This window comes from Bradyrhizobium sp. S3.3.6 (assembly GCF_040546905.1).
In the GTDB taxonomy this organism is placed as follows: domain Bacteria; phylum Pseudomonadota; class Alphaproteobacteria; order Rhizobiales; family Xanthobacteraceae; genus Bradyrhizobium; species Bradyrhizobium cytisi.
Map to the genome: position 1 here is coordinate 24024 of NZ_JBEPOT010000023.1, position 25255 is coordinate 49278.

The window sequence follows — 25255 nt, forward strand, 5'->3', positions numbered from 1 at the left end:
GCAATCAAGAAGCTGCAGGGATGACGCATGGCGCGCGCGAAGAATGTTCTCTGGATCATGTGCGACCAGCTTCGCTATGATTACCTCGGCTGCACCGGCCATCCCCGCCTCAAGACACCGAACATCGACGCCTTGGCCAAGCGTGGCGTGTTGTTCAGCAAGGCCTATGTGCAGTCGCCGATCTGCGGCCCGTCGCGAATGTCGTTCTACACCGGGCGCTACATGCGCTCGCACGGCTCGCACTGGAACGGCTGGCCGCTGCGCGTCGGCGAGCCCACCCTCGGCGATCATCTGAAAAAGATCGGTGTGCGCAACGTGCTGGTCGGCAAGACTCACATGGCACCCGACCTCGAAGGCATGAAGGCGCTCGGCATCCCGCCGGAATCGATGATCGGCGTGCACGTCGCCGAGTGCGGCTTCGAGCCTTATGAGCGCGACGACGGATTGCATCCGACCGGCCGGCCAAGGCCGAAATACGACGAGTATCTGCGCAGCCAAGGTTTTGAAGCCACCAACCCGTGGGAGCATTGGGCCAATTCAGGCGCAGCGGAAGACGGCTCGTTGCAGAACGGCTGGCTGCTGGTGCACGCCGACAAGGCCGCGCGCGTGCCGGACGAGCATTCCGAGACGCCCTACATGACGCGCCGCGCGATGGACTTCATCGGCGAGGCCGAGACCGACGGCCGGCCGTGGTGCCTGCATCTGTCCTACATCAAGCCGCACTGGCCCTACATCGCGCCAGAGCCTTACGCGAGCATGTATTCGGCTGATGACATGATCCCCGCGATCCGCTCCGAGCGCGAGCGGCAAAATCCGCATCCGGTGTTCGGCGCCTACATGGACATGCGCTACTCCCGCAACATGGCGCGCGACGATGCCCGCGAGAAGGTGATCCCGACCTATATGGGCCTGATCACCCAGATCGATGATCAGATGGGCGTGCTGATGAAGTTCCTGGAGGAACGCGGCCTCACGGAAACAACCATGATCGTGTTCACCTCCGATCACGGCGACTATCTCGGCGATCACTGGATGGGCGAGAAGGATCTGTTCCACGAGCAGTCGGCAAAGATCCCGCTGATCATCATCGACCCCTCGAGCGAAGCCGACGCCACGCGCGGCACGCGCAGCGATGCGCTGGTGGAAGGCATCGATCTCGCGCCGACCTTCGTCGATTATTTCGGCGGCAAGGTGCCAGGACATATCCTCGAGGGCCGTTCGCTGCTGCCGCTGCTGCGCGGCCCGAAGCCGCCCGATTGGCGCAAGGTCGCGTTCTCCGAATACGACTACGCGATGCAGGACGTGCGGCTGAAGCTGAACCAGCCGATCGAGCGCTGCCGCCTGTTCATGGTATTTGACGGTCGCTGGAAATACATCCACGCCTCCGGCTTCCGCCCGATGCTGTACGACCTCGAAACCGATCCGGACGAGTTCTTGGATCGCGGCGACGATCCGGAGTGTGCCGGCGTCATCGCGCGGTTACAGGCCGAGCTGTTCGACTGGGCGCTGCATCCCAACGACCACATCACCACGCCGCGCGAGAAGATCGCGAACTATGCCGACAGCCAGCTCCAGGTGAAGGGCGGGATTCTGATCGGCGTCTGGGATGAGGCCGAGCTTGCGTCGATCAAGGACGGCATCGCACAGCGCGCGAAGTTATAAGTGAGGGAGCAAAGCTCTCTCAACTCGTCATGGCCGGGCTTGACCCGGCCATCCACGCGTAGCCGAGCCTGACGCAAGACGTGGATGCCCGGGACAAGCCCGGGCATGACGACGGAGTGTTTGGCACGAGCCGAGCCTAATTCTCGATCTTGTATCCCGTCGCCTTCACGATCGGCTGCCAGAACGCCGTGTTCGCTGCGAGCTCCTTGCTCAGTCCATCCGCGGTGCTGCCGACCGGGATCAGGCCGATCGCCGTCAGCTTCTCGCTCACCTCGGGCCTGGCGAGCGCGGCGCTGGCGGCCGCGCCGAGCTTGCTCGCAAACTCCGGCGGACTGCCGGCGGGAAGCCACATGCCGTACCAGGCATCGGCGACGAGATCGATGCCGCTCTGCTTCAGCGTCGGAACCTCGGGCGCGAACGGCGACCGCTCCGGGCTCGAGACCGCAATGATCGTCACGCCCTTGGCACGATGCTGCGGCAGCGCATCCGCCAGCGTCGTGATCCCAAACGAGATGTGGCCGCCGATGATGTCGTTGAGGATCGGCGCGCTGCCGCGATAAGGCACGCGCGTCAGCGGAATGCCGAGATCCTTCTCGAGCTTGGAGCCCATGAAATGCGGAATGGTGCCGTTGCTCGGCACCCCGAACGACGTCTTGTCGGGATGTGCCTTCAGCCACGCGACGAATCCCTTGAAATCCGAGGCATCGATCCCCGGACCGATCACGACGGCGAACTCGAACCGCGCAAGCAGGGACACCGGCATGAAGTCCTTCGCCGTATCGAAGCTCGGTGCCGTCTCCACCATCGGCAGCAGATACATGGTCGGCCCCGTCGTCACCAGCACCATGCTGCCGTCGGGGCTTGCACCTTTCACCGCCTTGATACCGATCAGACCGTCACCGCCGGTACGGTTCTCGACCACGATGGTCCGTTGCAGCACCGGCGCGATCTCCTGCGCGATCAGCCGGCAGAGCGTGTCGCCGCCCGCCCCCGCCGCGAACGGGAAGATGACCTTGCTCAGCCCGGCCTGCGCTCTTGCCCCACCCACCTGCGACAGCAGCGGCAACCCGAGACATCCGGCCATGAATTTGCGGCGGTCCATTGGTTTCCTCGTCCAGCCCGTTATTGGTTGGCGGCATTAGAACCGGGCTGGCCGGCAAGACAAGGCCGACCTTCGCCGTTTACGATCCCGCCCGCCTTGCGCCGGCCATCGTCCTGCTGCAAAAGCAGGCCTCAACCGGCGCCATTCTCCGCGCCGCCGTTTCCAGAGCAATTCGTCACACGCGCCAGCACCTACAGACATGGCCAGCCCCGAGCTCAGTCAATTCCGCCGCATCGTCGTCAAGGTCGGCTCCGCACTGCTGGTCGATTCCGACCGGGGCGAGGTGCGGGCATCGTGGCTCGCCGCACTCGCCGACGACATGGCCAAGCTGCACCAGGAGGGGCGCGACGTCCTCGTGGTGTCCTCGGGCTCGATCGCACTCGGCCGCAGCCGGCTCAAGCTGCCGCGCGGGCCGCTGAAGCTGGAGGAGAGCCAGGCTGCCGCCGCCGTCGGCCAGATCGCGCTGGCGCGAATCTGGTCGGAGGTGCTTGGCGCGCATGGCATCGGCGCCGGACAGATTCTGGTGACGCTGCAGGACACCGAGGAGCGCCGCCGTTATCTCAACGCCCGCTCCACCATCGGCAAGCTTCTGGAGTGGCGCGCGATCCCAGTGATCAACGAGAACGACACTGTCGCGACCAACGAGATCCGCTACGGCGACAATGACCGCCTCGCCGCGCGCGTCGCCACCATGGCGAGCGCCGATCTGCTGGTGCTGCTGTCCGACATCGACGGGCTCTACGACGCCCCGCCGAAGAACAATCCCAACGCCAAGCTCATTCCTGTCGTCGACAGCATCTCCTCCGAGATCGAGGCGGTGGCCGGAGACGCCGAGTCCGAGCTGTCGCGCGGCGGCATGCGCACCAAGGTCGAGGCGGCCAAGATCGCCACCACCGGCGGCACGCACATGCTGATTGCGTCCGGCAAGATCGAGCATCCGCTGCAGTCGATCGCCAATGGCGGCCGCTGCACCTGGTTCCTGACGCCTGCCAATCCCATCACCTCGCGAAAACGCTGGATCGCGGGCACGCTGGAGCCGAAGGGCACGCTGACCATCGACGCCGGTGCGGTGACGGCGCTGCGCGCCGGCGCAAGCCTGCTGCCGGCCGGCGTGATCAAGGTCGAGGGCCAGTTCGCCCGCGGCGACGCCGTGATTGTCCGCGGCCCCGACGCCAGCGAGGTCGGCCGCGGCCTGATCGCCTATGACGCCGAGGTCGCCGAACGGATCAAGGGCCGCTCGTCGCCGGACGTCATGACCATCCTCGGCATCAGCGGCAGGTCCGAGATGATCCACCGCGACGATCTGGTGGTGGGGGGATAAGGGCCTTGCCGTCATGCCCGGGCTTGTCCCGGGCATCCACGTTCTTTCGGGGCCAACAAAGACGTGGATGGCCGGGGCAGGCCCGGCCATGACATCGGGCTGGGCCAGTGGCCGAGCCCGAACCCACCGACCGAAGCCCTGCCATACCCGCCCGACCCTTCGCAAAAGCGGGATTTCCGTGCTAGGACACTGCCTTAGCAGAAGGTTGAATTCCCGATGGCCGCCCCCCTCAAAGCCGTTGACGGCAATGCCGATCTTCAGGCGCTGATGTCCGATCTCGCAGCTAAAGCCCGCGCCGCCGCGCGCGTGCTGGCGCTGGCGCCGCCGGAGCAGAAGGACCGGGCGCTGGAGGCCATGGAGCGGGCGATCCGCGCGAACTCCGCAGCGATTCTCGCCGCCAATGCCGAGGACGTTGCCGAGGCGCGCGCCTCCAGCAATGCCACGTCCTCCTTCATCGACCGCCTGACGCTGACGCCGGCGCGTGTCGAAGGCATGGCCGAAGGCATCGCCGTCGTGCGCGGTATCGCCGACCCTGTCGGCATCGTCACCGAGAGCTGGCAGCGGCCGAACGGCATGACCATCGAGCGCGTGCGCGTGCCGCTCGGTGTCGTCGGCGTGATTTTCGAGAGCCGGCCGAACGTCGCGGCGGATGCCGGCGTGCTCTGTTTGAAGTCCGGCAATGCCGTGATCCTGCGCGGCGGCTCCGACAGTTTCCGCTCCTGCCGCGCCATCCATGAATGCCTGGTGCAGGGCCTGCGTGAAGCGGGCCTGCCTGAAGCTGCGATCACGCTGGTGCCGACGCGCGACCGTGCGGCGGTCGGCATGATGCTGTCCGGCCTCAACGGCGCCGTCGACGTGATCGTGCCGCGCGGCGGCAAGAGCCTCGTCGCGCGCGTCGAGCAGGAAGCGCGCGTGCCGGTGTTCGCGCATCTTGAAGGCGTCAATCACGTTTACATCGATGGCAGCGCCGATCTCACCATGGCGAAGTCGATCGTCCTCAATGCCAAGATGCGCCGCACCGGCGTCTGCGGCGCCGCCGAAACGCTGCTGGTCGATCGCGCAGCGGCTGCGAAGAGCCTGAAGCCGCTGGTCGAGATGCTGCTCGAGGCCGGCTGCGAGGTGCGCGGCGACGACGCCGTGCAGAAGACCGACGCGCGCGTAAAACCTGCCAGCGAAGACGATTGGGACACCGAATATCTCGACGCGATCATCGCAGCCAAGGTGGTCGACGGCGTCGACGGCGCAATCGCGCACATCCAGGATCACGGCTCGCATCACACCGATGCAATCGTGAGCGAGAATGATTTGGCTGCGAAGAAATTCCTCAGCGAGGTCGATTCCGCAATCGTGCTGCACAACGCCTCGACGCAGTTCGCCGATGGCGGCGAGTTCGGCTTCGGTGCCGAGATCGGCATCGCCACCGGCCGCTTCCATGCCCGTGGTCCTGTTGGTGCCGAGCAGTTGACCAGCTTCAAGTATCGCGTTCACGGCACAGGGCAGACGCGGCCGTAAGGCATGGCGCGAGGCGTGGGGCATTGAATAACAATTTCGTCGCGCCACGTTTCTTCGCGCAGGCCATACCGCCCTACACCGAAGGCATGCGCATCGGCCTGCTCGGCGGCTCGTTCAATCCGCCGCACCAGGCCCACCGCGCGATCAGCCAGTTCGCGCTGAAGCGCCTTCAGCTCGACCGCGTGTGGTGGCTGGTGACGCCGGGGAATCCGCTGAAGGAGAACGGCAATCTGCATGAGCTCGGCGCGCGCATGCAGGCGGCGCGCGATGTCGCCAACGATTCCAGGATCGAGGTCAGCTGTCTCGAATCCGTCATTCGCACCCGCTATACTATCGACACGATCAACACCTTGCGCCGCCGTCTCAGTGGCTTGCGCTTTGTCTGGATTATGGGCGCCGATAACCTCGCTCAATTCCATCGTTGGCAGCACTGGCGGCGCATCGCCGATCAGGTGCCGATGGCGGTCATCGATCGCCCGCCGCAGAGTTTTCGTGCCCTTGCCTCGCCCGCGGCCCAGGCGCTCGCGCGCTATCGCCTGCCCGAGACTAAGGCAGCATTACTTGCGGACCAGCCGGCGCCGGCCTGGGTCTTCCTGACCGGATTGAAGCTCAACCTCTCCTCGACGGGCTTACGGAACCCGGACGGGAGCTGGAAAGGTACGAAGTGAGACAGAGTGTGCGGGATTGAGGGCTCTCTGGCATATTGAAACCCTTAACCCCACATGATGTAGTGTAACCCGTGAGGGGCGGATTCGGTCCTCGCGATACAGTGAAAGGAATGGTCCCTGGCCACGTCTGTATTGTCCAAGTCAGCTTCAACGAAGTCTGTTTTACCCAAGGCTACGAAACCGACGCGTAAAACATCGACAAAAGCTGCGGCCTTGAAGGCGCAACCCGACGCCGACAAGACGCTGAACCTGATCCTCTCCCGCCTCGACGACATGAAGGCGGAAGAGACGGTCACCATCGACCTTCGCGGCAAATCGGCATACTCCGACTACATGATCGTCACCACCGGCCGCGTGAACCGGCACGTTGGCGCGATCGCGGAGAACGTCGCAAAGAGCCTCAAGGAAACCGGCATCAAGAACATCCACGTCGAGGGCTTGCCCAATTGCGACTGGGTGCTGATCGATTCCGGCGATGTGATCGTGCACGTGTTCAGACCCGAGGTCCGTGAGTTCTACAATCTCGAGAGATTGTACACGCAGGGCCCAGGGGCGGCGAAAGCGATCTGACGCGATCTTAGAGGCGACTGGCCGATTTCGAATCGGCTGACGCGCATGCTAGCGTCGTGCGCGCGGATTGCGCGCGGTTCGAAAACACGACTCTGAAACCTCATGCGTGTTGCTGTCATTGCGGTGGGCCGGCTGAAGCAGGGCCCCGAACGGGAGCTTGCCGACCGCTATTTCGAGCGGTTCGACGAGGCCGGCCGCAAGCTCGGATTTCGCGAGCTCACCATCCACGAAATTCCTGAGAGCCGCGCACGCGACACCGCGACGCGAATGACTGAGGAGGCCGCGGCGATCGCCGCGCATATTCCCGAAAAGTCGATCCTGGTGGCGCTGGACGAGCGCGGACAAAACCTCGATTCCACCGTATTCGCACGGCATCTCGGGCGCTGGCGCGACGAGGGCGCCGGTCATACTATCTTCGTGATCGGAGGGGCGGACGGACTTTCGCCCGAATTGCGCCGTAAGGCCAAGCTCGCGATCGCGTTCGGCTCTGCGACCTGGCCGCATCAAATGGTCCGCGTCATGCTTCTGGAACAGCTGTATCGGGCCGCCACCATTCTGGCCGGCCATCCCTATCATCGCGCGTGATTCGCGCCACAACGAGCACCTTGCCGACAAGATGCGAGCGCCGATCCTCAATTTGCTGCTGATTGCGAGCTGCGCCGGCGCAAGCCTCTTCGCTGAAGAAAGCCTCGCGCAAGCTCAGACGGCGGCGCCGGCGCCACAGACCGCGGCCATCTCGCCCGACGCTATCAAGCAGCGCGAGCAGGAGCTGGAAGCCGCGCGCGCAAGCAAGAAGAGTGCGGAGGAGGCGCAGGCCAAGCTGAAGGCCGAGATCACCTCGCTCGGCCAGGACCGCACCCAGCTCAATCAGCAATTGATCGACACCGCCGCCAATGTCCGAACCGTCGAGACCAAGATCGACGAGGCCGAGGCGCGGCTGAAGACGCTGAACGGCCGCGAGCAGCAGGCCCGCACCTCGCTCGATTCGCGCCGCGCCGACATCGTCGAGGTGCTGGCGGCCCTGCAGCGCGCCGGACGGCGCACACCGCCGGCGCTGCTGGTGCGGCCCGAAGATGCGCTGCAATCGCTGCGCACCGCGATGCTGCTCGGCGCCGTCGTGCCGGAATTGCGCGGCCGCGCCGAGAAGATCGCAGGCGAGCTCGGCGAGCTCGTGACCTTGCGCAAGAGCATCGCTAGCGAACGCGACCAGCTCGCCTCCGACCGCGACAAGATCCGCAGCGACCAGACCCGGCTCGCCGCCCTGGTCGACGAACGGCAGCGCCAGCAGTCCTCGCGCGAAAAGGACCTCGACGCGGAGAATTCGCGCGCCATCACGCTGTCAAAGCAGGTCGGCGATCTGCAGGGGCTGATCGCCAAGATGGAGCAGGACCTGCAAAGCGCAGCCAAGGCGGCCGAGAAGGCGGCCGAGGCCGCAAAGCAGGCCGAGGCCAAGGAAGCGGCAAACGCGGCCGCCAACGCCAAACCCGGCCCGGCCGCGTTCAAGGACCGCTCCCGGACCAGCCCGGCCATCCTGTTCGTCTCAGCCAAGGGACTCCTGCCGTTGCCGGTTAACGGTAACAAGATCAGGGACTTTGGCGGTTCCGATGGGCTCGGTGGGCTCCAGAAGGGCATTTCGCTGGCAACCAAGCCCGGTTCGCAGGTCACGACGCCGTGCGACGGCTGGGTGGTGTATGCCGGCCCGTTCCGCAGCTATGGACAACTCTTGATCCTCAATGCCGGGGGCGGGTATCATGTCCTGATCGCCGGGATGGAGCGCATTTCGGTCAACATCGGACAATTTGTGCTCACGGGGGAGCCGGTCGCGACCATGGGGTCGACATCTCAAGTCGCCTCCATTCTCGCCACGAACGCGAGTCAACCTGTGCTGTATGTCGAGTTCCGCAAAGACGGCACTCCAATCGATCCAGGCCCATGGTGGGCCGCAAATGAAGGCGAGAAGGTTCGCGGATGATGCGCAAGACTTCAGTTATCCTCCTCAGCGCTGCGACCGGTGCGGCGCTGACGCTGTTCGTGACCCAGCCGCGCGCGGTGTTCATGGGCTCCAGCGCGCGAGCCGCGACCGCCGACACCTATCGCCAGCTCAATCTGTTCGGCGACGTCTTCGAGCGCGTGCGCTCCGACTATGTCGAGAAGCCCGACGACACCAAGCTGATCGAATCAGCGATCAGCGGCATGCTCACCGGCCTCGATCCGCATTCGAGCTACATGGACGCCAAGAGCTTCCGCGACATGCAGGTGCAGACCCGCGGCGAGTTCGGCGGCCTCGGCATCGAGGTCACCATGGAGGACGGCCTTATCAAGGTGGTCTCGCCGATCGACGACACGCCCGCCTCGCGCGCCGGTGTCATGGCCAACGACATCATCACCAATCTCGACGATGAAGCGGTGCAGGGCCTGACCCTGAACCAGGCGGTCGAGAAGATGCGCGGCCCCGTCAACACCAAGATCAAGCTCAAGATCATCCGCAAGGGCCAGGACAATCCGATCGACGTCACGCTGGTGCGCGACAACATCCGCGTCCGTTCGGTGCGCGCGCGCGTCGAGGCTGACGACATCGCCTATATCCGCATCACCACCTTCAACGAGCAGACCACCGAAGGCCTGAAGAGGGAGGTCGCCAACCTCTCGACCCAGATCGGCGACAAGCTCAAGGGCTACGTCATCGACCTCCGCAACAATCCGGGCGGCCTGCTCGAGGAGGCCGTCACCGTCTCCGACTCGTTCCTGGAGAAGGGCGAGATCGTGTCGACCCGCGGCCGCAACGCCGAGGAGACCCAGCGCCGCACCGCGCACGCGGGCGACCTCACCAAGGGCAAGCCGGTCATCGTGCTCGTCAACGGCGGCTCAGCCTCGGCGTCCGAGATCGTCGCCGGCGCGCTGCAGGACCACAAGCGTGCGACCATCGTCGGCACGCGCTCGTTCGGCAAGGGCTCGGTGCAGACCATCATCCCGCTCGGCTCGGGCAACGGCGCGCTGCGCCTCACCACCGCGCGCTACTACACGCCGTCGGGCAAGTCGATCCAGGCCAAGGGCATCGTGCCCGACATCGAAGTGCTCCAGGACGTGCCGGACGAGCTGAAGTCGCGCACCGACACCAAGGGCGAGGCTTCGCTGCGCGGCCATCTCAAGAACGACGGCGACGAGAAGACCGGCTCGCAGTCCTATGTCCCGCCGGATGCCAAGGACGACAAGGCGCTCAAGCTCGCCGACGATCTGCTCCACGGCATCAAGAACAGCGCCTCCGCGGCGCCGACGCCCGGCACCACCGACAAGGCGGCGGCCGATAAGCCCAAAGCCGCGAACTAAGTCGCAAGCTCAGCAATCTACGGAAAAGGGCGGCTCTTAGGAGCCGCCCTTTTTGCGTGGAACTCCTGACGTCCCCGGCCTATCCCGGCCTGCCGCCGCTTGACCTCGGCGTGGTATCGTCGGTGGAGTGATTCGGGATCTCGCATGACTGAAACGGCCGATGATCTGAGCGCCCCGCTCGGACAGGACAAGCCGCGCCGAAAACGGCGGCTGCGGCTGCCGTTCACGGTCCTGCAGGCGCTGGCCGCGATGCTCGGCCTGTTCCTGGTCGCCTTTGCCGGCTTCGCCATCTTCAACAAGGACCCGCTCGGCGGCGAACCGATGACGCGGCTCGCGATTCGCGATCCCAAAGCCACAGACGAGAAGCCCGCCGCCGGCCACGGCGAGGAGCACGCTCAAGAGAGCAAGCACGCAACTAAGGAGGCGCCGAAAGAGGCTGCCTCCGGCGAGCAGAAGACCGTCACCATGATCGACGGCTCCACCGGCGCGCGCCACGACGTGGTGATCGGCGCCGGCGACGCCGCCGACAAAGGCGAGGCAGCCGCAGCAATGCCGGCCGTCATGGCCGGGATCGACCCCAAACTGCTGGAGAAATCCCGCTACGGCATGATCCCCGCGGTCTCAGGCGATCTCAAGCCTTTCAATGTCTACGCAGCCGAGGCCGACCGCGCCAAGGCCGCGAAAATGCCGGTTGTGGCGATCGTGATCGGCGGCCTCGGCGTCGGCGCCGCCAAGACCACCGATGCGATCATGAAGCTGCCGGGCGCGGTGACGCTGGCCTTCACGCCCTACGGCGCCGACCCCGGCAAGCTCGCCGAGCGCGCCCGCGCCCAGCGCCACGAGATCTTCCTCCAGATCCCGATGGAGCCCTATGACTTCCCGGACAACGATCCGGGGCCGCAAACGCTATTGACCTCGCTGACCGCCGACCAGAACACCGACCGCCTGTACTGGCACCTCAGCCGGATGCAGGGCTATGTCGGCATCACCAATTTCATGGGCGCCCGCTTCGTGGCGACCGATGCGGCGATGCAGCCGATCATCCGCGAGGCCTCCAGGCGCGGGCTTGGCTTCTTCGACGACGGCTCCTCGCCCCGCAGCATCGCGCCGCAGGCCGCAGGAAGCCTCGCCGTGCCGTTCGGCAAGGGCGACATCGCGCTCGACGCGGTGCCGACCCCGACCGAGATCGACCGCGCCCTGAACAAGCTGGAAGCGACCGCACGGGAACGCGGCGTTGCCGTCGGCACCGCCTCGGCGCTGCCCGTCTCGATCGAGCGGGTCGGCGCCTGGATCAAGACATTGAGCGACCGAGGTATCCTTTTGGTGCCATTGACAACCGCGATGCTGAAATCAAAATCCAGCTAAATCAAACAATTGGTACGGCACGGGCCCGACAGCCCTGCCGGCAGCACGCGAGGGGTTTGGCGGCATGGCGCGTTATGAGGATCTGCCCTACCGAACCTGCGTCGGGGTGATGCTGATCAATGCGAAGGGCCTGGTGTTCATCGGTCGTCGTGCCGGCGGTCTCGAGCAGGTCGACGACGGCCATGTCTGGCAGATGCCGCAGGGCGGCGTCGATCCCGGCGAGGACACCTGGGATGCCGCGAAACGCGAGCTCTATGAAGAGACCAGCGTGCACTCGATCGAGCGGCTCGGCGAGGTTCCGGACTGGCTGATTTACGACATCCCGCGCACGGTGGCAGGGCGCGCCTGGAAGGGACGCTACCGCGGTCAGCGCCAGAAATGGTTTGCGGTGCGCTTCACCGGCAAGGACAGCGAGATCAACGTCGAGAAGCCCGGCGGCGGCGGCCACAAGGCCGAATTCGTCAGCTGGCGCTGGGAGCCGATGAAGAACCTGACCGGGCTGATCATCCCGTTCAAGCGCCCGGTCTACGAGCGCGTGGTGAAGGAATTTTCCGCACTGGCGGATGACTAAATCGAATTGTCATCCGGCTTTGGTGCTAAGGCACCGGCTGGGCTGACAACGAGAGATCCACGCGTGACGAACGAAAAACCCTACCGTCCCAATGTCGGGATCGCGCTGTTCCACGCCGACGGCCGTGTGCTGATCGGGCACCGCTTCAAGGGCGACGGCCCCGAGATCATTTTGCCGGGGCTCGACTGGCAGATGCCGCAAGGCGGCGTCGACGAGGGCGAGGTCTTGCGCGATGCCGCCATGCGCGAGCTCTGGGAGGAGACCAGCGTCGTCAGCGCCGACTATCTCGGCGAGACCGACTGGCTCACCTACGAATTCCCGCCCTACGACGGACCGCAGACGCATCGGCTGGCAAAATTTCGCGGTCAGCGCCAGAAGTGGTTCGCGCTGCGCTTCACCGGCAAGGATGACGAGATCGATCCGCTGACGCCACGCAACGGCCAGCCCGCGGAGTTCGACGCATGGCGCTGGGAGCGGCTCGACCGCGTCGCCGACGTCGTGGTGCCGTTCCGCCGCGAGGTCTACCGCGCGGTAGCGCAGCAGTTCTCGCCCTTCGCAAGCTGAAATCGCGTTCGCACTAGTTGGTCGGCCCGACCGTAAATGGGCCGATCGCGATGACGTGGCAGTCGCTGTCGTGCTTGACGCAGTCGGCCAGCGCGCCGTTGACGGCGGTCTGCTCGTCGGCGGCCTTCAGGCCGAGGCCGGGACGGCCGGCGGTGCCGACGGCGACCGCGTTCCAGCCCATGCCATCGCCAAGCTTGCGCACGACCTCGTCGCGCGCATCGGCCACGATCGAGGGATTGGTCGGGGCGTGGAAGAAGCCGTTGGGCTTGAGCAAAGTCGGGATCGGCACAACGAAATTGTCGTCGACCGCCACGATCATGCAGGCCGAGCCCGCAATCGCGCCGCAGGACTCCAGCGAACGCCGCGTCGTCTCGTCGACCGATGCCGCCCCCAGCACCATGAAATATTGCCCGGCCGGGCCGAGCGCGACCGAGCGCGACTTTGCCGCTGGCGCGTAGATGTTCTCGACCCGGGTCCTGGCCTGATCACGCAGCATCGGAAAGTCTTTCGAGACGAACGGGCGCTCGGTCATGGTGTCGTGCCGCACCCAGGGCTGCGGCGGCATCGGCGGGCTGCCATGGCTGTAGACGACCTTGTTGCCGACCGCATAGAGCTCGCAGCGCCGCGGCGATTGCGCCGCGTCCGCGCGCTTCTGGCACTGGTCGAGCGCCGCATTGCGCGCGGCCTCCTCGTTCGGCTGGTTGAGCGCGGAGCCGTTGAAGCCGGCGATGTTCAGGGCGTAGGCCTTGTAATCGCCGGCCGCGGAATATTCGTTGCTGAGATAGGCGCGCTGGCGCTCGCCGATGTACGGCACCGCGTCCACGGCGATCTTGCCGCCCGATGCGGCCGGCGGCGAGGGCGTCGGTGCCGGCGGCGGCGTCAGAGCAGCCGTTTGTGTCGGTGTTGACGTCGGCACAGGCGAGGGCATCGGTGCCTTCGTCGCCATCGTGGGCGTCGGGCTTGGGGATAGCGCAGCGGCCGGGCTCGGCGAAGGCGCAGCCGCAGTCGATGACAGCTGGGTGGTCTCGAGCTTGGTGAAATAGAGGAAGCCGCCGACGCCGATGGCGACGACGGAGACCACGCCAACGACCAGCGGCCACATCCAGTTCGGCGCGGGCTGCGCCTTGGCGACCTTCTTCAGCTGCGGCGTCGCATAAGTCCCGTCCTCGCGCCGCATCGCGATCATATAGGCGTGCACGGGCGTCGGGATATTCTTCACTTCCTGCGCGCCGATATCGGCGAACTGCACCGACAGCTTGTTGGCGACCTGCTCATGCACGGCACGGGAGACGCAGATGCCGCCGACCTCGGCGAGGCCCTCGAGCCGGGCTGCGATGTTGACGCCATCGCCGAGAAGATCGCCGTCGCGTTCGACCACGTCGCCGATGGTGATGCCGATGCGGAACGACATCTGCCGGCTCGGCGGATAGGCCATGTTGCGGGTTCGCAAGCTTTCCTGAATGTCGATCGCGCAGCGCACCGCATCGACCGCGCTCGGAAACTCCGCGAGCACGGCATCGCCGGCGGTGTTGAAGATGCGGCCGTTTGCCTTTGCGATAAAATCGTCGATGACTTCGCGGTAGGAGGCCAGGCGCCGCAGCGTCTCCTCCTCGTCTTCCGCAACCAGCCTTGAGTAGCCGGCAATATCGGCCGCGAAAATCGCCGCGATCTTGCGCTTCATCTGCACCAGCCCTGGAACCTCATCCGCGGCGGCAGAATGCCGCTATCGGCGGCGCGGTGCAACAAAGTTTCAGCGCCCGCCACAACCGTGACGAGCGCTGAACTTTTTCAGGAATTCTAGGCTTGAGCCCCGACGCAGTGCGCCGGGGCTTAGTGCATAGCCGTGGAGCTGAGCTGCTGCTGGATGCTCTTGTAGTGATCGAGCCGCTCGATGGCCTGATCGAGCTCGGTGCCTTCGTGCTCCTTGAGGCCCTCTTCCATGTCCGAGATGGTCTCGGCGAACTTGGCGCGGTCGAGCTCGGCCAGCGACGTCGCGACGTCGGCGAGCACGGTCAGGCCCTTCTCGGAGACTTCGGCGAGGCCGCCGAGCACGATGATCTTCTCGTGCCGGCCGCCGGTGGTGATGGTGAGGATGCCGGGGCGGATCGCAGCCACGACCGGCGCATGACCCGCAAGCACGCCGAAATCACCCTCGGCGCCGGGAATGTCGACCTGATCGACCTCGCCCGAGAAGGCGAGCTTTTCCGGAGAGACGAGATCGAAGTGGAAGGTGGCCATGGGTTACCTGCGAATGGTGAGTAGCGACCAGGCGAGTGGCGAGTAGCGAATGGCGAATAGATTCTACTCGCCACTCCCTATTCGCTATTCGCCAGCTTAGGCGGCCTCGGCCGCCAGCTTCTTACCCTTCTCGATCGCCTCTTCGATGGTGCCGACCATGTAGAAGGCGGCTTCCGGCAGGTGGTCATACTTGCCTTCGCAGAGGCCGCGGAAGCCCTTGATGGTGTCCGCGAGGTCGACGAACTTGCCTGGCGAGCCGGTGAAGATTTCGGCGACGTGGAACGGCTGCGACAGGAAGCGCTCGATCTTGCGGGCGCGGGCCACCGTCAGCTTGTCCTCTTCCGAGAGCTCGTCCATGCCGAGAATGGCGATGATGTCCTGGAGCGACTTGTAGCGCTGCAGCACCTGCTGGACCTGACGCGCGGTGTCGTAGTGCTCCTGGCCGACGACGAGCGGCGAGAGCATGCGCGAGGTCGAGTCGAGCGGATCCACCGCCGGATAGATGCCCTTTTCCGAGATCGCGCGGTTCAACACCGTGGTGGCGTCCAAATGCGCGAACGAGGTCGCGGGCGCCGGATCGGTCAAGTCGTCGGCCGGAACGTAAATGGCCTGCACCGAGGTGATCGAGCCCTTCTGCGTGGTGGTGATGCGCTCCTGCAGCGCGCCCATGTCGGTGGCGAGCGTCGGCTGATAACCCACCGCCGACGGGATGCGGCCGAGCAGCGCCGACACTTCCGAGCCGGCCTGGGTGAAGCGGAAGATGTTGTCGACGAAGAACAGCACGTCCTGGCCCTGGTCGCGGAAGTGCTCGGCGACGGTCAGACCGGTGAGGCCGACGCGGGCGCGGGCGCCGGGCGGCTCGTTCATCTGGCCGAACACCAGCGCGCACTTCGATTTCACGCTTGGATCCGGATTGTGCGGATCGGCGTTGACCTTGGACTCGATGAATTCGTGATAGAGGTCGTTGCCCTCGCGGGTACGCTCGCCGACGCCGGCGAACACGGAATAACCGCCGTGCGCCTTCGCGACGTTGTTGATCAGCTCCTGAATCAGCACGGTCTTGCCGACGCCGGCGCCGCCGAACAGGCCGATCTTGCCGCCCTTGGCGTAGGGCGCGAGCAAGTCGACGACCTTGATGCCGGTGACGAGAATTTCAGCTTCGGTCGACTGGTCGGTGTAGCTCGGCGCTTCCTGATGGATGGCGCGCTTGCCCTCGAACTTGATCGGACCGGCTTCGTCGATCGGCTCGCCGATGACGTTCATGATGCGGCCGAGGGTGCCGTCGCCCACCGGGACCGCGATCGGCTGGCCGGTGTCGGTCACGGCCTGGCCGCGCACCAGACCTTCGGTCACGTCCATCGCGATCGTGCGCACGGTGGACTCACCGAGATGCTGAGCAACTTCCAGCACGAGGCGGATGTTGCCGTTCTTGGTTTCCAGCGAATTGAGAATGGCCGGCAGGTGGCCTTCGAACTGAACGTCGACGACGGCGCCCATGACCTGGGTGACGCGACCGACCTGGTTAGCTGCTGTAGCCATGAAGCTCTCCTTCGAAATTCTGTACTTGAACGACCGTCGTTTGGTTCGTGCGTCAGACCGCCTCGGCGCCGGAGATGATCTCGATCAGCTCCTTGGTGATCTGGGCTTGACGGGTTCGGTTGTAGATCTGGGTTTGCTTGCGAATCATTTCACCCGCGTTGCGGGTGGCGTTGTCCATCGAGCTCATCTGCGCGCCGTAGAACGAGGCGTTGTTTTCCAGGAGCGCGCGGAAGATCTGCACCGCGATGTTGCGCGGCAACAGGCCGGAGAGGAGTTCATCTTCCTCCGGCTCGTATTCATAGGACGTCGTCGGCGCGTTCGCCGCTTTTTCCTCGACAACGAGCGGAATGATCTGCTGCGCGGTCGGGATCTGGGCAATCACCGACTTGAACTGCGCGTAGAACAGCGTGCAGACGTCGAACTCGCCGGCGTCGAAACGGGCCAGCACCTTCCTGGCGATGTCCTCGGCGTTGATGAAGCCGAGCTGACGAACGCCGCGCAGGTCGAGGTGCTCGACGATCTGCTTGTCGTAGAGGCGGCGGAGCTGCTCGTAGCCCTTGCGGCCGACGCAGAAGAATTTGACTTCCTTGCCCTGGGCGATCAGCGCCTGGGCGCGCTCGCGGGCGAGGCGCACGATCGAGGAGTTGAAGGCGCCGGACAGGCCGCGCTCGCCGGTGCAGACCAGCAGCAGGTGAACCTGGTCACGGCCGGTGCCGGCGAGCAGCGCCGGCGCGCCGGGCGAGCCTGCGGCGGCGCCGGCGATGTTGGAGATCACCGCGCTCATCTTGTCGGCATAGGGCCGCGCCGCCTCGGCCGCTTGCTGGGCGCGGCGCAACCTGGACGCCGCGACCATCTGCATGGCCTTGGTGATCTTTTGCGTCGCCTTGGTGGAGGCGATGCGGACGCGCATGTCTTTAAGTGACGCCATTCTTCGTCCCCGACGGTTCGATCCCTTGCGGTCAAACCGCTAGCCTGTCTCTGTCGTCATGCCCGGGCCTGTCCCGGGCACCCACGTCTCGTCTTCCACACGGCAAGGCGTGGATGGCCGGGACATCAATTGCGAAGACGCGCTTCGCGCTTTAGCCCGGCCGTGACGGTGTTCTTATGCGAAAGACTTCGCGTAGCCCTCGACCACCGACTTCAGCTTGGCAGCGGTGTCGTCGGTGAGGTCGCGGGTGTCGCGGATCGAATTGAGGATCTCGGTGTTCTTGCCGCGCAGCAGCGACAGCAGACCGTCCTCGAACGCGCGCACCTTGTTGACCGGAAGCGGATCGAGATAGCCGTTGGTGCCGGCCCAAATCACGCAGACCTGCTCCTCCATCTTCAGCGGCGAGAACTGCGGCTGCTTCAGGAGTTCGGTCAGGCGCGAGCCGCGATTGAGCAGGCGCTGGGTCGAGGCATCGAGGTCGGAGCCGAACTGCGCGAACGCCGCCATTTCGCGGTACTGCGCGAGCTCGCCCTTGATCTTGCCGGCGACCTTCTTGGTGGCCTTGGTCTGCGCCGAAGAACCGACGCGCGACACCGACAGACCGACGTTCACCGCGGGGCGGATGCCCTGGAAGAACAGGTCGGTCTCCAGGAAGATCTGACCGTCGGTGATCGAGATGACGTTGGTCGGAATGTAGGCCGACACGTCGTTGGCCTGGGTTTCGATGACCGGCAATGCCGTCAGCGAGCCGGAGCCCTGGTCCTTGTTCAGCTTCGCCGCGCGCTCGAGCAGGCGGGAGTGCAGATAGAACACGTCGCCGGGATAAGCTTCGCGGCCCGGCGGGCGGCGCAGCAGCAGCGACATCTGGCGGTAAGCGACGGCCTGCTTGGACAGATCGTCATAGATGATGACGGCGTGCATGCCGTTGTCGCGGAAATACTCGCCCATGGTGCAGCCGGTGAACGGCGCGATGTACTGCATCGGCGCCGGATCCGACGCGGTGGCGGCGACGATGATCGAGTATTCGAGCGCGCCCTGCTCTTCCAGCACCTTCACGAACTGGGCAACGGTGGAACGCTTCTGACCGATCGCGACGTAGACGCAGTACAGCTTGATGTTCTCGTCGGGCTGCGCGTTGAGCGGCTTCTGGTTCAGGATGGTGTCGAGCGCGATCGCGGTCTTGCCGGTCTGACGGTCACCGATGATCAGCTCGCGCTGGCCGCGGCCGATCGGGATCAGGGCATCGATCGCCTTGAGGCCGGTCGCCATCGGCTCGTTCACCGACTTGCGGGGAATGATGCCCGGCGCCTTGACGTCGACGCGCATGCGCTTGTCGGCCTGGATCGGGCCCTTGCCGTCGATCGGATTGCCGAGGCCGTCGACAACGCGGCCGAGCAGGCCCTTGCCGACCGGCGCGTCCACGATGGCGCGGGTACGCTTGACGGTCTGGCCTTCCTTGATCTCGCGGTCGGCACCGAAAATAACGACGCCGACATTGTCGGTCTCGAGGTTCAGCGCCATGCCGCGGGTGCCGTTCTCGAACTCGACCATTTCACCGGCCTGGACGTTGTCCAGACCGTAGACGCGAGCGATACCGTCGCCGACGGACAGCACCTGTCCGACTTCGGAGACCTCAGCTTCCTGGCCGAAATTCTTGATCTGGTCCTTGAGGATCGCGGAAATTTCCGCGGCGCGGATGTCCATCAGCCTGCCTCTTTCATCGCGTGCTTGATCGAATTGAGTTTGGTGCGAAGCGAGCTATCGATCATGCGGCTGCCAAGCTTCACGACGAGGCCACCGATGATCGAGGGATCGATCTTCACGTTGAGCGCGACGTCCTTGCCGGTCACCGACTTCAGGGCGACCTTGAGGGCGTCGAGATTCTTGTCCGAGAGCGCCTCCGCCACGGTGACATCCGCGGTCGCCTCGCCCTTGAACTTGGCGAGAAGGGCGCGATAGGCGCGAATGACGTCAGCCACCACGAACAGGCGGCGGTTGGCGGTCAGCACTTTCAGGAAATTGGCGGAGATGCCGGCGAGGCCTGCGTTGTCCAGGACGGCCGAAAGGGCCCTGGACTGGGCATCGGCCGCGAACACAGGGCTGCGGACGAGGCGCTTGAGATCGGCGCTTTCATTCAGCAGACCCTCGAACCGCTCGAGATCGGCCTTGACCTCGTCGACCACCTTCTGGTCGCGGGCCAGTTCAAACAAGGCCGTTGCATAACGGCCCGACACACCTGAAACGGACGTATCTTCTGCAGCCACAGACGCGCTCTTTTAGCTGTCAAATTCGCAAGGGAAAAACCGTCGCCACGAAGCGGCGCCTAGCGATCCAAGCCCTTGGAATTCAAGCGGGACTTTGATTCTCGGCCGACACGGGACGTGCCGGGTCCGTTAAAATCGCGGCTTTGCTAACATAGCAGGCGCGCACGTGCAACATGACGGCAACTTAAAGGCCCGGCAGTTTCCCGCCAGTTCGTCGCACGCTGCGGTCATCGATCGCCGGCCCGCCAGCAACCTGCCGTGAACCTGCCATGCCACGGAATTGCCACGACCGTTACGTCGGCAAGTGGCCCATTCGTTCCTGCCCTCAGCGCATAGCGGCCATGAACACGGCTCGCTGAGGCGTGACCAGATCCGCGCCGCGCTCGTCCGTCGAATACTTATCGAATTCTAAATGTTGAAGCCGACGACTTCCATCTACAGTATTCTGAAGTAATACTTGGGTTAACAAATTGTTAAAGCGAAAGATTACGGAACATCCCCGGGAATATCCGCGCGGGTCACAAGATATTTCATCACGACACATAACAGAACTACTGCCCAATTCATGCCTCATTAGGAATCGAAACGCCAACCCGCTCACAAACTGATGGGGGCTCCACTGGCCACATATGTGGCAATACTAGCGTAGGGACCACTAAATGCTGTCTTTGAAGACGCTGGGCGCTCTGACCCGGCCGCCTACGGCGATCGCTTTCGCCGCCGCAACTCTCCTCGTCGGGGGAACTGCCACCGAAGCTTCCGCCAAATCCAGGCATCACCACAGCTACTCTCACCATCAACACCGCCACCACGCCCAGGACGATACCAACGCGACCTCCGATTGGCGCAACGCCAGTGCGTCGATGACGCCGTCGTCGGGCACGGGCCGCAGCTTCTCGGGCATGGCGTCCTTTTACGGCAACGAGTCCGGCAGCCGCACCGCCTCGGGCCAGCGCTTCAACCAGAACGCCATGACCGCAGCGCACCGTTCGCTGCCGTTCGGGACCAAGCTGCGCGTCACCCATGGCGGCTCGAGCGTCATCGTCACCATCAATGACCGTGGCCCGTTCGTGCGCGGCCGCGTGCTCGACCTCTCCACTGGCGCTGCCCGCGCCATCGGCCTCACCGGCGCCGGCGTCGGCCGCGTCACCGCGGAAGTCGTCTCCTAACGGCGTTCGACGCGCCTCATCTCGCACGCGCAGTTTTCATCATCGTCCGCATGGACATGAGCAGTTTGATGCGCGCGTGAGACAAGCCCGTGGTCTTGGGGGACCGCGGGCTTTTTTGTTGGCTGTCATGACGCACGTGTCCCGGACAAGCTGCAACGCCGCTTGGCGTTGCGGCGCAGAGCCGGGACCCAGAAGCAGCGAGTTCCCTTGCGACATGGTCCCCGGCTCTGCAGCGCACCGTCGAAGAGACGCTGCGCCGCGTCCGGGGCACGAGAGGAGAGAGCGATCTCTTACAAAAAGCTCTGCGGATCGACATCGACCTCGAGCTTTTGATTGCCCTTCGGCTTCGGGCATACCGCGAGCCAGTTCCGCAGATAATCGGAGAGATCAAAACCGCGCGCCGATTTCACCAGGATGCGGAAGCGGTAGCGGCCCTTGATCACGGCGAGTGGGGCTTCGGCCGGGCCCAGCACCACCACGCGCTCGTCGCGCGGCGCGAGCGCAACGAGCTTGCGGCCCAGGCCTTCTGCGCTCGGACGGTCGCCGGCCGAGATGATCAGGCTCGCGAGCCGGCCGAACGGCGGATAGAGCGTCTTCTCGCGCAGATCGATCTCGCTGTCGTAGAAGGCCTCGCGGTCGCAGGCGATCAGCGCCTTCATCACGGGGTGATCCGGCTGATGGGTCTGGAGATAGCCGACGCCGCGGCCCTGCTCACGCCCGGCACGGCCGATCACCTGGTTGAGCAATTGCCAGGTCCGCTCCGCCGCACGCGGATCGCCATTGGAAAGGCCGAGATCCGCATCGACCACGCCGACCAGGTTGAGCCGCGGAAAATTGTGGCCCTTGGCGACGAGCTGCGTGCCGATGATGATGTCGACGCGGCCCTCCGCGATCTCGGCAAGCTCGGAACGCATGGTCTCGATCGAGGTGATGAGATCGCTCGACAGCACCATGGTGCGCGCCTCCGGAAACAGCGCGGCCGCCTCCTCCTGCAGGCGCTCGACGCCGGGCCCGACCGCGACCAGCGATTCCTCCGCCGCGCAATGCGGGCAGGTCTGCGGACGCGGCATCGAGAAGCCGCAGTGATGACAAACGAGACGCTGGCGAAAGCGGTGATCGACCAGCCAGGCATCGCAGATGGTGCAGGCGAAGCGATGGCCGCAGGCGCGGCAGAGCGTTAGCGGCGCATAACCGCGGCGATTGAGGAACAGCAGCGCCTGCTCGCGCTTCTCGATCGCGGTTCTGATCTCGCCGGCCAGCCGCGGCGAGATGAAGCGGCCGCGCGCGGGCGGCTCGCGGCGCATGTCGATCGCCTCGATATGCGGCATGTGCTGGCCGCCGAAGCGCGACGGCAGCGCGATGCGTTGATAGCGGTTCTTGCGCGCATTGACCTCGGACTCGACCGACGGCGTGGCAGAGGCCAGCACGATCGGGATCTTGGCGATATGTGCGCGCACCACCGCCATGTCGCGGGCGTGATAATGCACGCCCTCGTCCTGCTTGTAGGCCTGGTCGTGCTCTTCATCGACGACGATGAGGCCGAGATTGGCGTAAGGCAGAAACAGCGCCGAGCGCGCGCCGACCACGACCGGCGCGCTGCCCTCGGCAATCGCCGACCAATTGCGCGCGCGGGTACGCGGCGTGAGCTCGGAGTGCCACTCGATCGGGCGCACGCCAAAACGTTGCGCGAAACGATCGAGGAACTGGCCGGTGAGCGCGATCTCCGGCATCAGGATCAGCGTCTGCTTGCCGCGGCGGATCGATTCCGCAACGGCTTCGAAGTAGACCTCGGTCTTGCCCGAGCCGGTGACGCCGTCGAGCAGTGCGACGTGGAAGGTGCCGTTGGCCGCGAGCGCGCGCATCGCATCCACGCCGGCCCGCTGCAGCGGCGAAAAATCCGGCCGGCCGAAATCCGGATCGGGCGCCGGCGGCGGAGGCGGGGGCGGCATCGGCTCGACCGTGAGCGTGCCCTCGTCGACGAGGCCGTCGATCACGCCGGCCGACACGCCGGCTTCCTTCGCGGCCTCGGATTTGGCGTGCAGCAGCCGGTCCGACAGCACCTCGATCACGCGTTGACGTGCCGGCGTCAGCCGCCGCGGGGGATCGCCGGCCAGACGCACGCCGGCACGCACGCGCTCGGGCCCGAGATGCTCGCCCATCCGCAGGCACATGCGCAGCACCATGCCACGCGGGCTCAGCGTGTAATTGGCGACCCAGTCGACGACCGCGCGCAGATCACCCTTGAGCGGGGGAAGATCGAGCTTCTCGTTGACCTCCTTGAGGCGGTTGTGGAGGCGCGGATCGGGATTGGCGTTTTCCGCCCAGACCACGGCGAGCACCTCGCGAGGCCCGAGCGGCACGCCGACGAGATCGCCGGCCTTCAGCTCCATGCCGCGCGGCACCTTGTAGGAATAGGTCTGGTCGAGCGCGACCGGCACCAGCACGTCGACCATGCGGGTCGCGGTGGCGGGGGCGGTCTGGCTGCGCGACGAATGATCCATGAATGATTTTTGGACGGAGAATCGGAACCTGGGGGAGTTGAGGCTAGCGCCGTGGCGTCGCCTTAGCGAACAGTAAACGGGTGTGATGCGATATACTGTGCGGAATCATTACGTCCAGAGCGCATGAGCAAAGCGGCCGCCCCTCCAATCGAGCTCGCCAGCGCCGATCCTGACATCGCGCAGGAGATGGCACGCTGGCTGGCGCATCTCGGCGCCGAACGGCGGCTGTCGCCGAAGACGCTGGAGGCCTATGGCCGCGACTTGCGGCAATGCCTGGATTTCCTGTGCAGCCATTGGGGTGAACGCGTGACGCTGGCGCGGTTTGCGTCGCTGGAAGCCACCGATATCCGCGCCTTCATGGCGATGCGGCGCGCCGACGATATTGCCGGCCGTTCCCTGATGCGCGCGCTCGCGGGCCTGCGCTCCTTCGGCCGCTTCCTGGAGCGCGAAGGCAAGGGCAAGGTCGGAGCACTCTCCGCGATCCGCGCGCCGAAGGTCGCAAAAACCTTGCCAAAGCCGCTGCCGATGGCGTCGGCAAAGCGCCTGGCTGACGCCGACGAGCGCGCCGGCGAGGATCGCGAGACCTGGATTCTGGTGCGCGACGCGGCCGTGATGGCACTGCTGTATGGCTCGGGCCTGCGCATCTCCGAAGCGCTGGGCCTGAAGCGCCGCGAGGTGCCGAAGGCAGGCGAAGGCGACGTGCTGATCGTTACAGGCAAAGGCAACAAGACCCGCATGGTGCCGGTGCTGCAAAACGTGCTCGCGCTGGTGCAGGAATATGTTGCGATGTGCCCGTATGCGCTGCCACAGGACGGGCCGATCTTCGTCGGCGCCCGCGGCGGTCCGCTGAGCCCGCGGATCATCCAGCTCGCGATGGAGCGGCTGCGCGGCGCGCTTGGACTACCCGACAGCGCTACGCCGCACGCGCTGCGGCACTCATTCGCCACGCATCTGCTCTCGCGCGGCGGCGATCTGCGCGCGATCCAGGAATTGCTTGGCCACTCCTCGCTCTCGACCACGCAGATCTACACCGGCATCGATTCCGAGCGGCTGCTGGAAGTCTATGCGAGCGCGCATCCAAGGCGCTGACACCTGACATGAAGCTGTCATAGCAGGCTCTGTTGGCGAGCATGCCTCTTGCGCAGGCCGCGCGGTTCGGTCAATCGTTGCGGAACCGAGGCAGGAGGGATTTATGAGCGCACACGAAAGCATGGAGCACGCCGAGCATGCCGAGCACGCATCCGGTGAGAACAAGAAGATCGCCCTGTTGATCGCGGTGCTGGCGCTGTTCCTGGCGATCTCCGAGACGCTCGGCAAAGGCGCCCAGACCGAGTCGATCAGCAAGAACGTCGAGGCCTCCAACCTCTGGGCGTTCTTCCAGGCCAAGAGCATCCGCCGCACCGTGGTCCAGACCGCCGCCGACCAGGGCAAGCTGACACTGGGCGCCGCCACCGACGACGCCATGAAGGCCGCGGTGCAGAAGCAGATCGACGATTGGCAGAAGACCGCGGCGCGCTACCGCTCCGAGCCCGAGACCGGCGAAGGCACCGAGCAGCTCGCCGAGAAGGCCAAGGAAGCCGAGCACGTGCGCGACGAGGCGACCGCGAAGTACCATCACTTCGAGCTGGCGTCGGCCGCATTCCAGATCGGCATCGTGCTGGCGTCGGCCACCATCATCACCGGCATGCTGCCGCTCGCCTGGATCGCCGGCCTGCTGACGCTCGCCGGACTTGGCATGACCGTGCTCGGCGCATGGTCGCCGCATTTGTTGCATCTGCACGGGTGAGGGGCGCTGCCACGCACACCGCTGTCATGCCCCGGCTTGGCCGGGGCATCCAGTACGCCGCGGCTCCTCGGTTCTAGAGCGTTAGCCGATCAGGTTGCAAGTACCCTGCGGCCACGAAGTAGTTTGTGGATTCTGCGGGCGTGTAGGTGTCGACGATGCGACCAATAG

22 protein-coding genes are annotated in these 25255 nt (G+C 65.2%); 14 read left to right on the forward strand and 8 right to left on the reverse strand.

Features of this window, described 5'->3' with window-relative positions; all coding sequences use genetic code 11:
• Positions 1-27 precede the first annotated feature (27 nt).
• On the forward strand, positions 28-1662 hold the full coding sequence (locus tag ABID59_RS36580) for an alkaline phosphatase family protein (protein WP_354086577.1): 1635 nt from the start codon (positions 28-30) through the stop codon (positions 1660-1662).
• Between the two features lie 136 nt (positions 1663-1798).
• Here the strand turns inward: ABID59_RS36580 and ABID59_RS36585 are convergent, their stop codons facing one another.
• Positions 1799-2764, reverse strand: a complete 966-nt coding sequence (locus ABID59_RS36585; RefSeq protein WP_354086578.1) for a Bug family tripartite tricarboxylate transporter substrate binding protein — start codon at positions 2762-2764, stop codon at positions 1799-1801.
• Between the two features lie 199 nt (positions 2765-2963).
• Between ABID59_RS36585 and proB the strand changes: the two genes are divergently transcribed.
• From proB to ABID59_RS36635, 10 genes are all read left to right on the forward strand, one after another.
• Positions 2964-4085 carry a glutamate 5-kinase gene (gene proB, locus ABID59_RS36590; protein ID WP_354086579.1) on the forward strand — a complete coding sequence of 374 codons (1122 nt, stop codon included), beginning with the start codon at positions 2964-2966 and terminating at the stop codon, positions 4083-4085.
• A gap of 216 nt (positions 4086-4301) precedes the next feature.
• The gene (locus ABID59_RS36595) at positions 4302-5597 is read left to right on the forward strand and encodes a glutamate-5-semialdehyde dehydrogenase (protein ID WP_354086580.1); all 1296 of its coding nucleotides are present in this window, start codon (positions 4302-4304) and stop codon (positions 5595-5597) included.
• A gap of 23 nt (positions 5598-5620) precedes the next feature.
• Positions 5621-6265, forward strand: a complete 645-nt coding sequence (locus ABID59_RS36600) for a nicotinate-nucleotide adenylyltransferase (protein ID WP_148755146.1) — start codon at positions 5621-5623, stop codon at positions 6263-6265.
• Positions 6266-6478: 213 nt separating this feature from the next.
• Positions 6479-6835, forward strand: a complete 357-nt coding sequence (rsfS, locus tag ABID59_RS36605; RefSeq protein ID WP_148755145.1) for a ribosome silencing factor — start codon at positions 6479-6481, stop codon at positions 6833-6835.
• A gap of 102 nt (positions 6836-6937) precedes the next feature.
• Positions 6938-7420 carry a 23S rRNA (pseudouridine(1915)-N(3))-methyltransferase RlmH gene (gene rlmH, locus ABID59_RS36610; RefSeq protein ID WP_148755144.1) on the forward strand — a complete coding sequence of 161 codons (483 nt, stop codon included), beginning with the start codon at positions 6938-6940 and terminating at the stop codon, positions 7418-7420.
• A gap of 31 nt (positions 7421-7451) precedes the next feature.
• Complete coding sequence (locus tag ABID59_RS36615; RefSeq protein ID WP_354086581.1) at positions 7452-8807, forward strand: murein hydrolase activator EnvC family protein; 1356 nt, start codon at positions 7452-7454, stop codon at positions 8805-8807.
• Complete coding sequence (locus ABID59_RS36620; RefSeq protein ID WP_354031111.1) at positions 8804-10162, forward strand: S41 family peptidase; 1359 nt, start codon at positions 8804-8806, stop codon at positions 10160-10162. Before ABID59_RS36615 ends, ABID59_RS36620 begins: the two co-directional genes overlap by 4 nt.
• Positions 10163-10306: 144 nt before the next feature.
• Positions 10307-11527 carry a divergent polysaccharide deacetylase family protein gene (locus ABID59_RS36625; RefSeq protein WP_354086582.1) on the forward strand — a complete coding sequence of 407 codons (1221 nt, stop codon included), beginning with the start codon at positions 10307-10309 and terminating at the stop codon, positions 11525-11527.
• Positions 11528-11591: 64 nt separating this feature from the next.
• On the forward strand, positions 11592-12098 hold the full coding sequence (locus ABID59_RS36630; RefSeq protein ID WP_354031653.1) for an RNA pyrophosphohydrolase: 507 nt from the start codon (positions 11592-11594) through the stop codon (positions 12096-12098).
• Between the two features lie 63 nt (positions 12099-12161).
• On the forward strand, positions 12162-12662 hold the full coding sequence (locus ABID59_RS36635; protein ID WP_148755140.1) for an RNA pyrophosphohydrolase: 501 nt from the start codon (positions 12162-12164) through the stop codon (positions 12660-12662).
• Between the two features lie 13 nt (positions 12663-12675).
• Here the strand turns inward: ABID59_RS36635 and ABID59_RS36640 are convergent, their stop codons facing one another.
• The 6 genes from ABID59_RS36640 to ABID59_RS36665 form a co-directional block, all read right to left on the reverse strand.
• A complete protein-coding gene (locus tag ABID59_RS36640; RefSeq protein ID WP_354086583.1) occupies positions 12676-14343 on the reverse strand; it encodes an adenylate/guanylate cyclase domain-containing protein in 1668 nt (555 codons plus the stop codon).
• Between the two features lie 149 nt (positions 14344-14492).
• Positions 14493-14900: a F0F1 ATP synthase subunit epsilon gene (locus ABID59_RS36645; RefSeq protein WP_354031114.1), complete on the reverse strand. Its 408-nt coding sequence runs from the start codon at positions 14898-14900 to the stop codon at positions 14493-14495.
• A gap of 96 nt (positions 14901-14996) precedes the next feature.
• Positions 14997-16439 carry a F0F1 ATP synthase subunit beta gene (gene atpD / locus ABID59_RS36650; RefSeq protein ID WP_148755137.1) on the reverse strand — a complete coding sequence of 481 codons (1443 nt, stop codon included), beginning with the start codon at positions 16437-16439 and terminating at the stop codon, positions 14997-14999.
• A 52-nt stretch (positions 16440-16491) separates the two neighbouring features.
• Positions 16492-17367: a F0F1 ATP synthase subunit gamma gene (locus ABID59_RS36655; protein ID WP_148755136.1), complete on the reverse strand. Its 876-nt coding sequence runs from the start codon at positions 17365-17367 to the stop codon at positions 16492-16494.
• 174 nt (positions 17368-17541) lie between these two features.
• Positions 17542-19071 carry a F0F1 ATP synthase subunit alpha gene (atpA, locus tag ABID59_RS36660; protein ID WP_148755135.1) on the reverse strand — a complete coding sequence of 510 codons (1530 nt, stop codon included), beginning with the start codon at positions 19069-19071 and terminating at the stop codon, positions 17542-17544.
• On the reverse strand, positions 19071-19631 hold the full coding sequence (locus ABID59_RS36665) for a F0F1 ATP synthase subunit delta (protein ID WP_354086584.1): 561 nt from the start codon (positions 19629-19631) through the stop codon (positions 19071-19073). Before ABID59_RS36665 ends, atpA begins: the two co-directional genes overlap by 1 nt.
• Before the next feature lie 659 nt (positions 19632-20290).
• Here ABID59_RS36665 and ABID59_RS36670 point away from each other — a divergent pair.
• Positions 20291-20800 carry a septal ring lytic transglycosylase RlpA family protein gene (locus ABID59_RS36670; RefSeq protein ID WP_148755133.1) on the forward strand — a complete coding sequence of 170 codons (510 nt, stop codon included), beginning with the start codon at positions 20291-20293 and terminating at the stop codon, positions 20798-20800.
• Positions 20801-21090: 290 nt separating this feature from the next.
• Here the strand turns inward: ABID59_RS36670 and ABID59_RS36675 are convergent, their stop codons facing one another.
• The gene (locus tag ABID59_RS36675) at positions 21091-23301 is read right to left on the reverse strand and encodes a primosomal protein N' (RefSeq protein ID WP_354086585.1); all 2211 of its coding nucleotides are present in this window, start codon (positions 23299-23301) and stop codon (positions 21091-21093) included.
• Between the two features lie 123 nt (positions 23302-23424).
• Here ABID59_RS36675 and ABID59_RS36680 point away from each other — a divergent pair, with 123 nt between their 5' ends.
• Complete coding sequence (locus tag ABID59_RS36680; RefSeq protein ID WP_148755131.1) at positions 23425-24390, forward strand: tyrosine recombinase XerC; 966 nt, start codon at positions 23425-23427, stop codon at positions 24388-24390.
• A 103-nt stretch (positions 24391-24493) separates the two neighbouring features.
• Positions 24494-25087, forward strand: a complete 594-nt coding sequence (locus ABID59_RS36685) for a DUF4337 domain-containing protein (RefSeq protein WP_148755130.1) — start codon at positions 24494-24496, stop codon at positions 25085-25087.
• Positions 25088-25255 lie beyond the last annotated feature (168 nt).

What these genes read in the sequence shown, in the direction of transcription:
- proB (WP_354086579.1), top strand. Translation starts at nt 2,964, where the DNA reads ATGGCCAGCCCCGAGCTCAGTCAATTCCGCCGCATCGTCGTCAAGGTC.
- ABID59_RS36630 (WP_354031653.1), top strand. Translation starts at nt 11,592, where the DNA reads ATGGCGCGTTATGAGGATCTGCCCTACCGAACCTGCGTCGGGGTGATG.
- ABID59_RS36585 (WP_354086578.1), bottom strand. Translation starts at nt 2,764, where the DNA reads ATGGACCGCCGCAAATTCATGGCCGGATGTCTCGGGTTGCCGCTGCTG.
- rlmH (WP_148755144.1), top strand. Translation starts at nt 6,938, where the DNA reads ATGCGTGTTGCTGTCATTGCGGTGGGCCGGCTGAAGCAGGGCCCCGAA.
- ABID59_RS36620 (WP_354031111.1), top strand. Translation starts at nt 8,804, where the DNA reads ATGATGCGCAAGACTTCAGTTATCCTCCTCAGCGCTGCGACCGGTGCG.
- ABID59_RS36580 (WP_354086577.1), top strand. Translation starts at nt 28, where the DNA reads ATGGCGCGCGCGAAGAATGTTCTCTGGATCATGTGCGACCAGCTTCGC.
- atpA (WP_148755135.1), bottom strand. Translation starts at nt 19,071, where the DNA reads ATGGACATCCGCGCCGCGGAAATTTCCGCGATCCTCAAGGACCAGATC.
- ABID59_RS36670 (WP_148755133.1), top strand. Translation starts at nt 20,291, where the DNA reads ATGCTGTCTTTGAAGACGCTGGGCGCTCTGACCCGGCCGCCTACGGCG.
- ABID59_RS36655 (WP_148755136.1), bottom strand. Translation starts at nt 17,367, where the DNA reads ATGGCGTCACTTAAAGACATGCGCGTCCGCATCGCCTCCACCAAGGCG.
- ABID59_RS36645 (WP_354031114.1), bottom strand. Translation starts at nt 14,900, where the DNA reads ATGGCCACCTTCCACTTCGATCTCGTCTCTCCGGAAAAGCTCGCCTTC.
- atpD (WP_148755137.1), bottom strand. Translation starts at nt 16,439, where the DNA reads ATGGCTACAGCAGCTAACCAGGTCGGTCGCGTCACCCAGGTCATGGGC.
- ABID59_RS36615 (WP_354086581.1), top strand. Translation starts at nt 7,452, where the DNA reads ATGCGAGCGCCGATCCTCAATTTGCTGCTGATTGCGAGCTGCGCCGGC.
- ABID59_RS36625 (WP_354086582.1), top strand. Translation starts at nt 10,307, where the DNA reads ATGACTGAAACGGCCGATGATCTGAGCGCCCCGCTCGGACAGGACAAG.
- ABID59_RS36680 (WP_148755131.1), top strand. Translation starts at nt 23,425, where the DNA reads ATGAGCAAAGCGGCCGCCCCTCCAATCGAGCTCGCCAGCGCCGATCCT.
- ABID59_RS36640 (WP_354086583.1), bottom strand. Translation starts at nt 14,343, where the DNA reads ATGAAGCGCAAGATCGCGGCGATTTTCGCGGCCGATATTGCCGGCTAC.
- ABID59_RS36595 (WP_354086580.1), top strand. Translation starts at nt 4,302, where the DNA reads ATGGCCGCCCCCCTCAAAGCCGTTGACGGCAATGCCGATCTTCAGGCG.
- ABID59_RS36685 (WP_148755130.1), top strand. Translation starts at nt 24,494, where the DNA reads ATGAGCGCACACGAAAGCATGGAGCACGCCGAGCATGCCGAGCACGCA.
- ABID59_RS36675 (WP_354086585.1), bottom strand. Translation starts at nt 23,301, where the DNA reads ATGGATCATTCGTCGCGCAGCCAGACCGCCCCCGCCACCGCGACCCGC.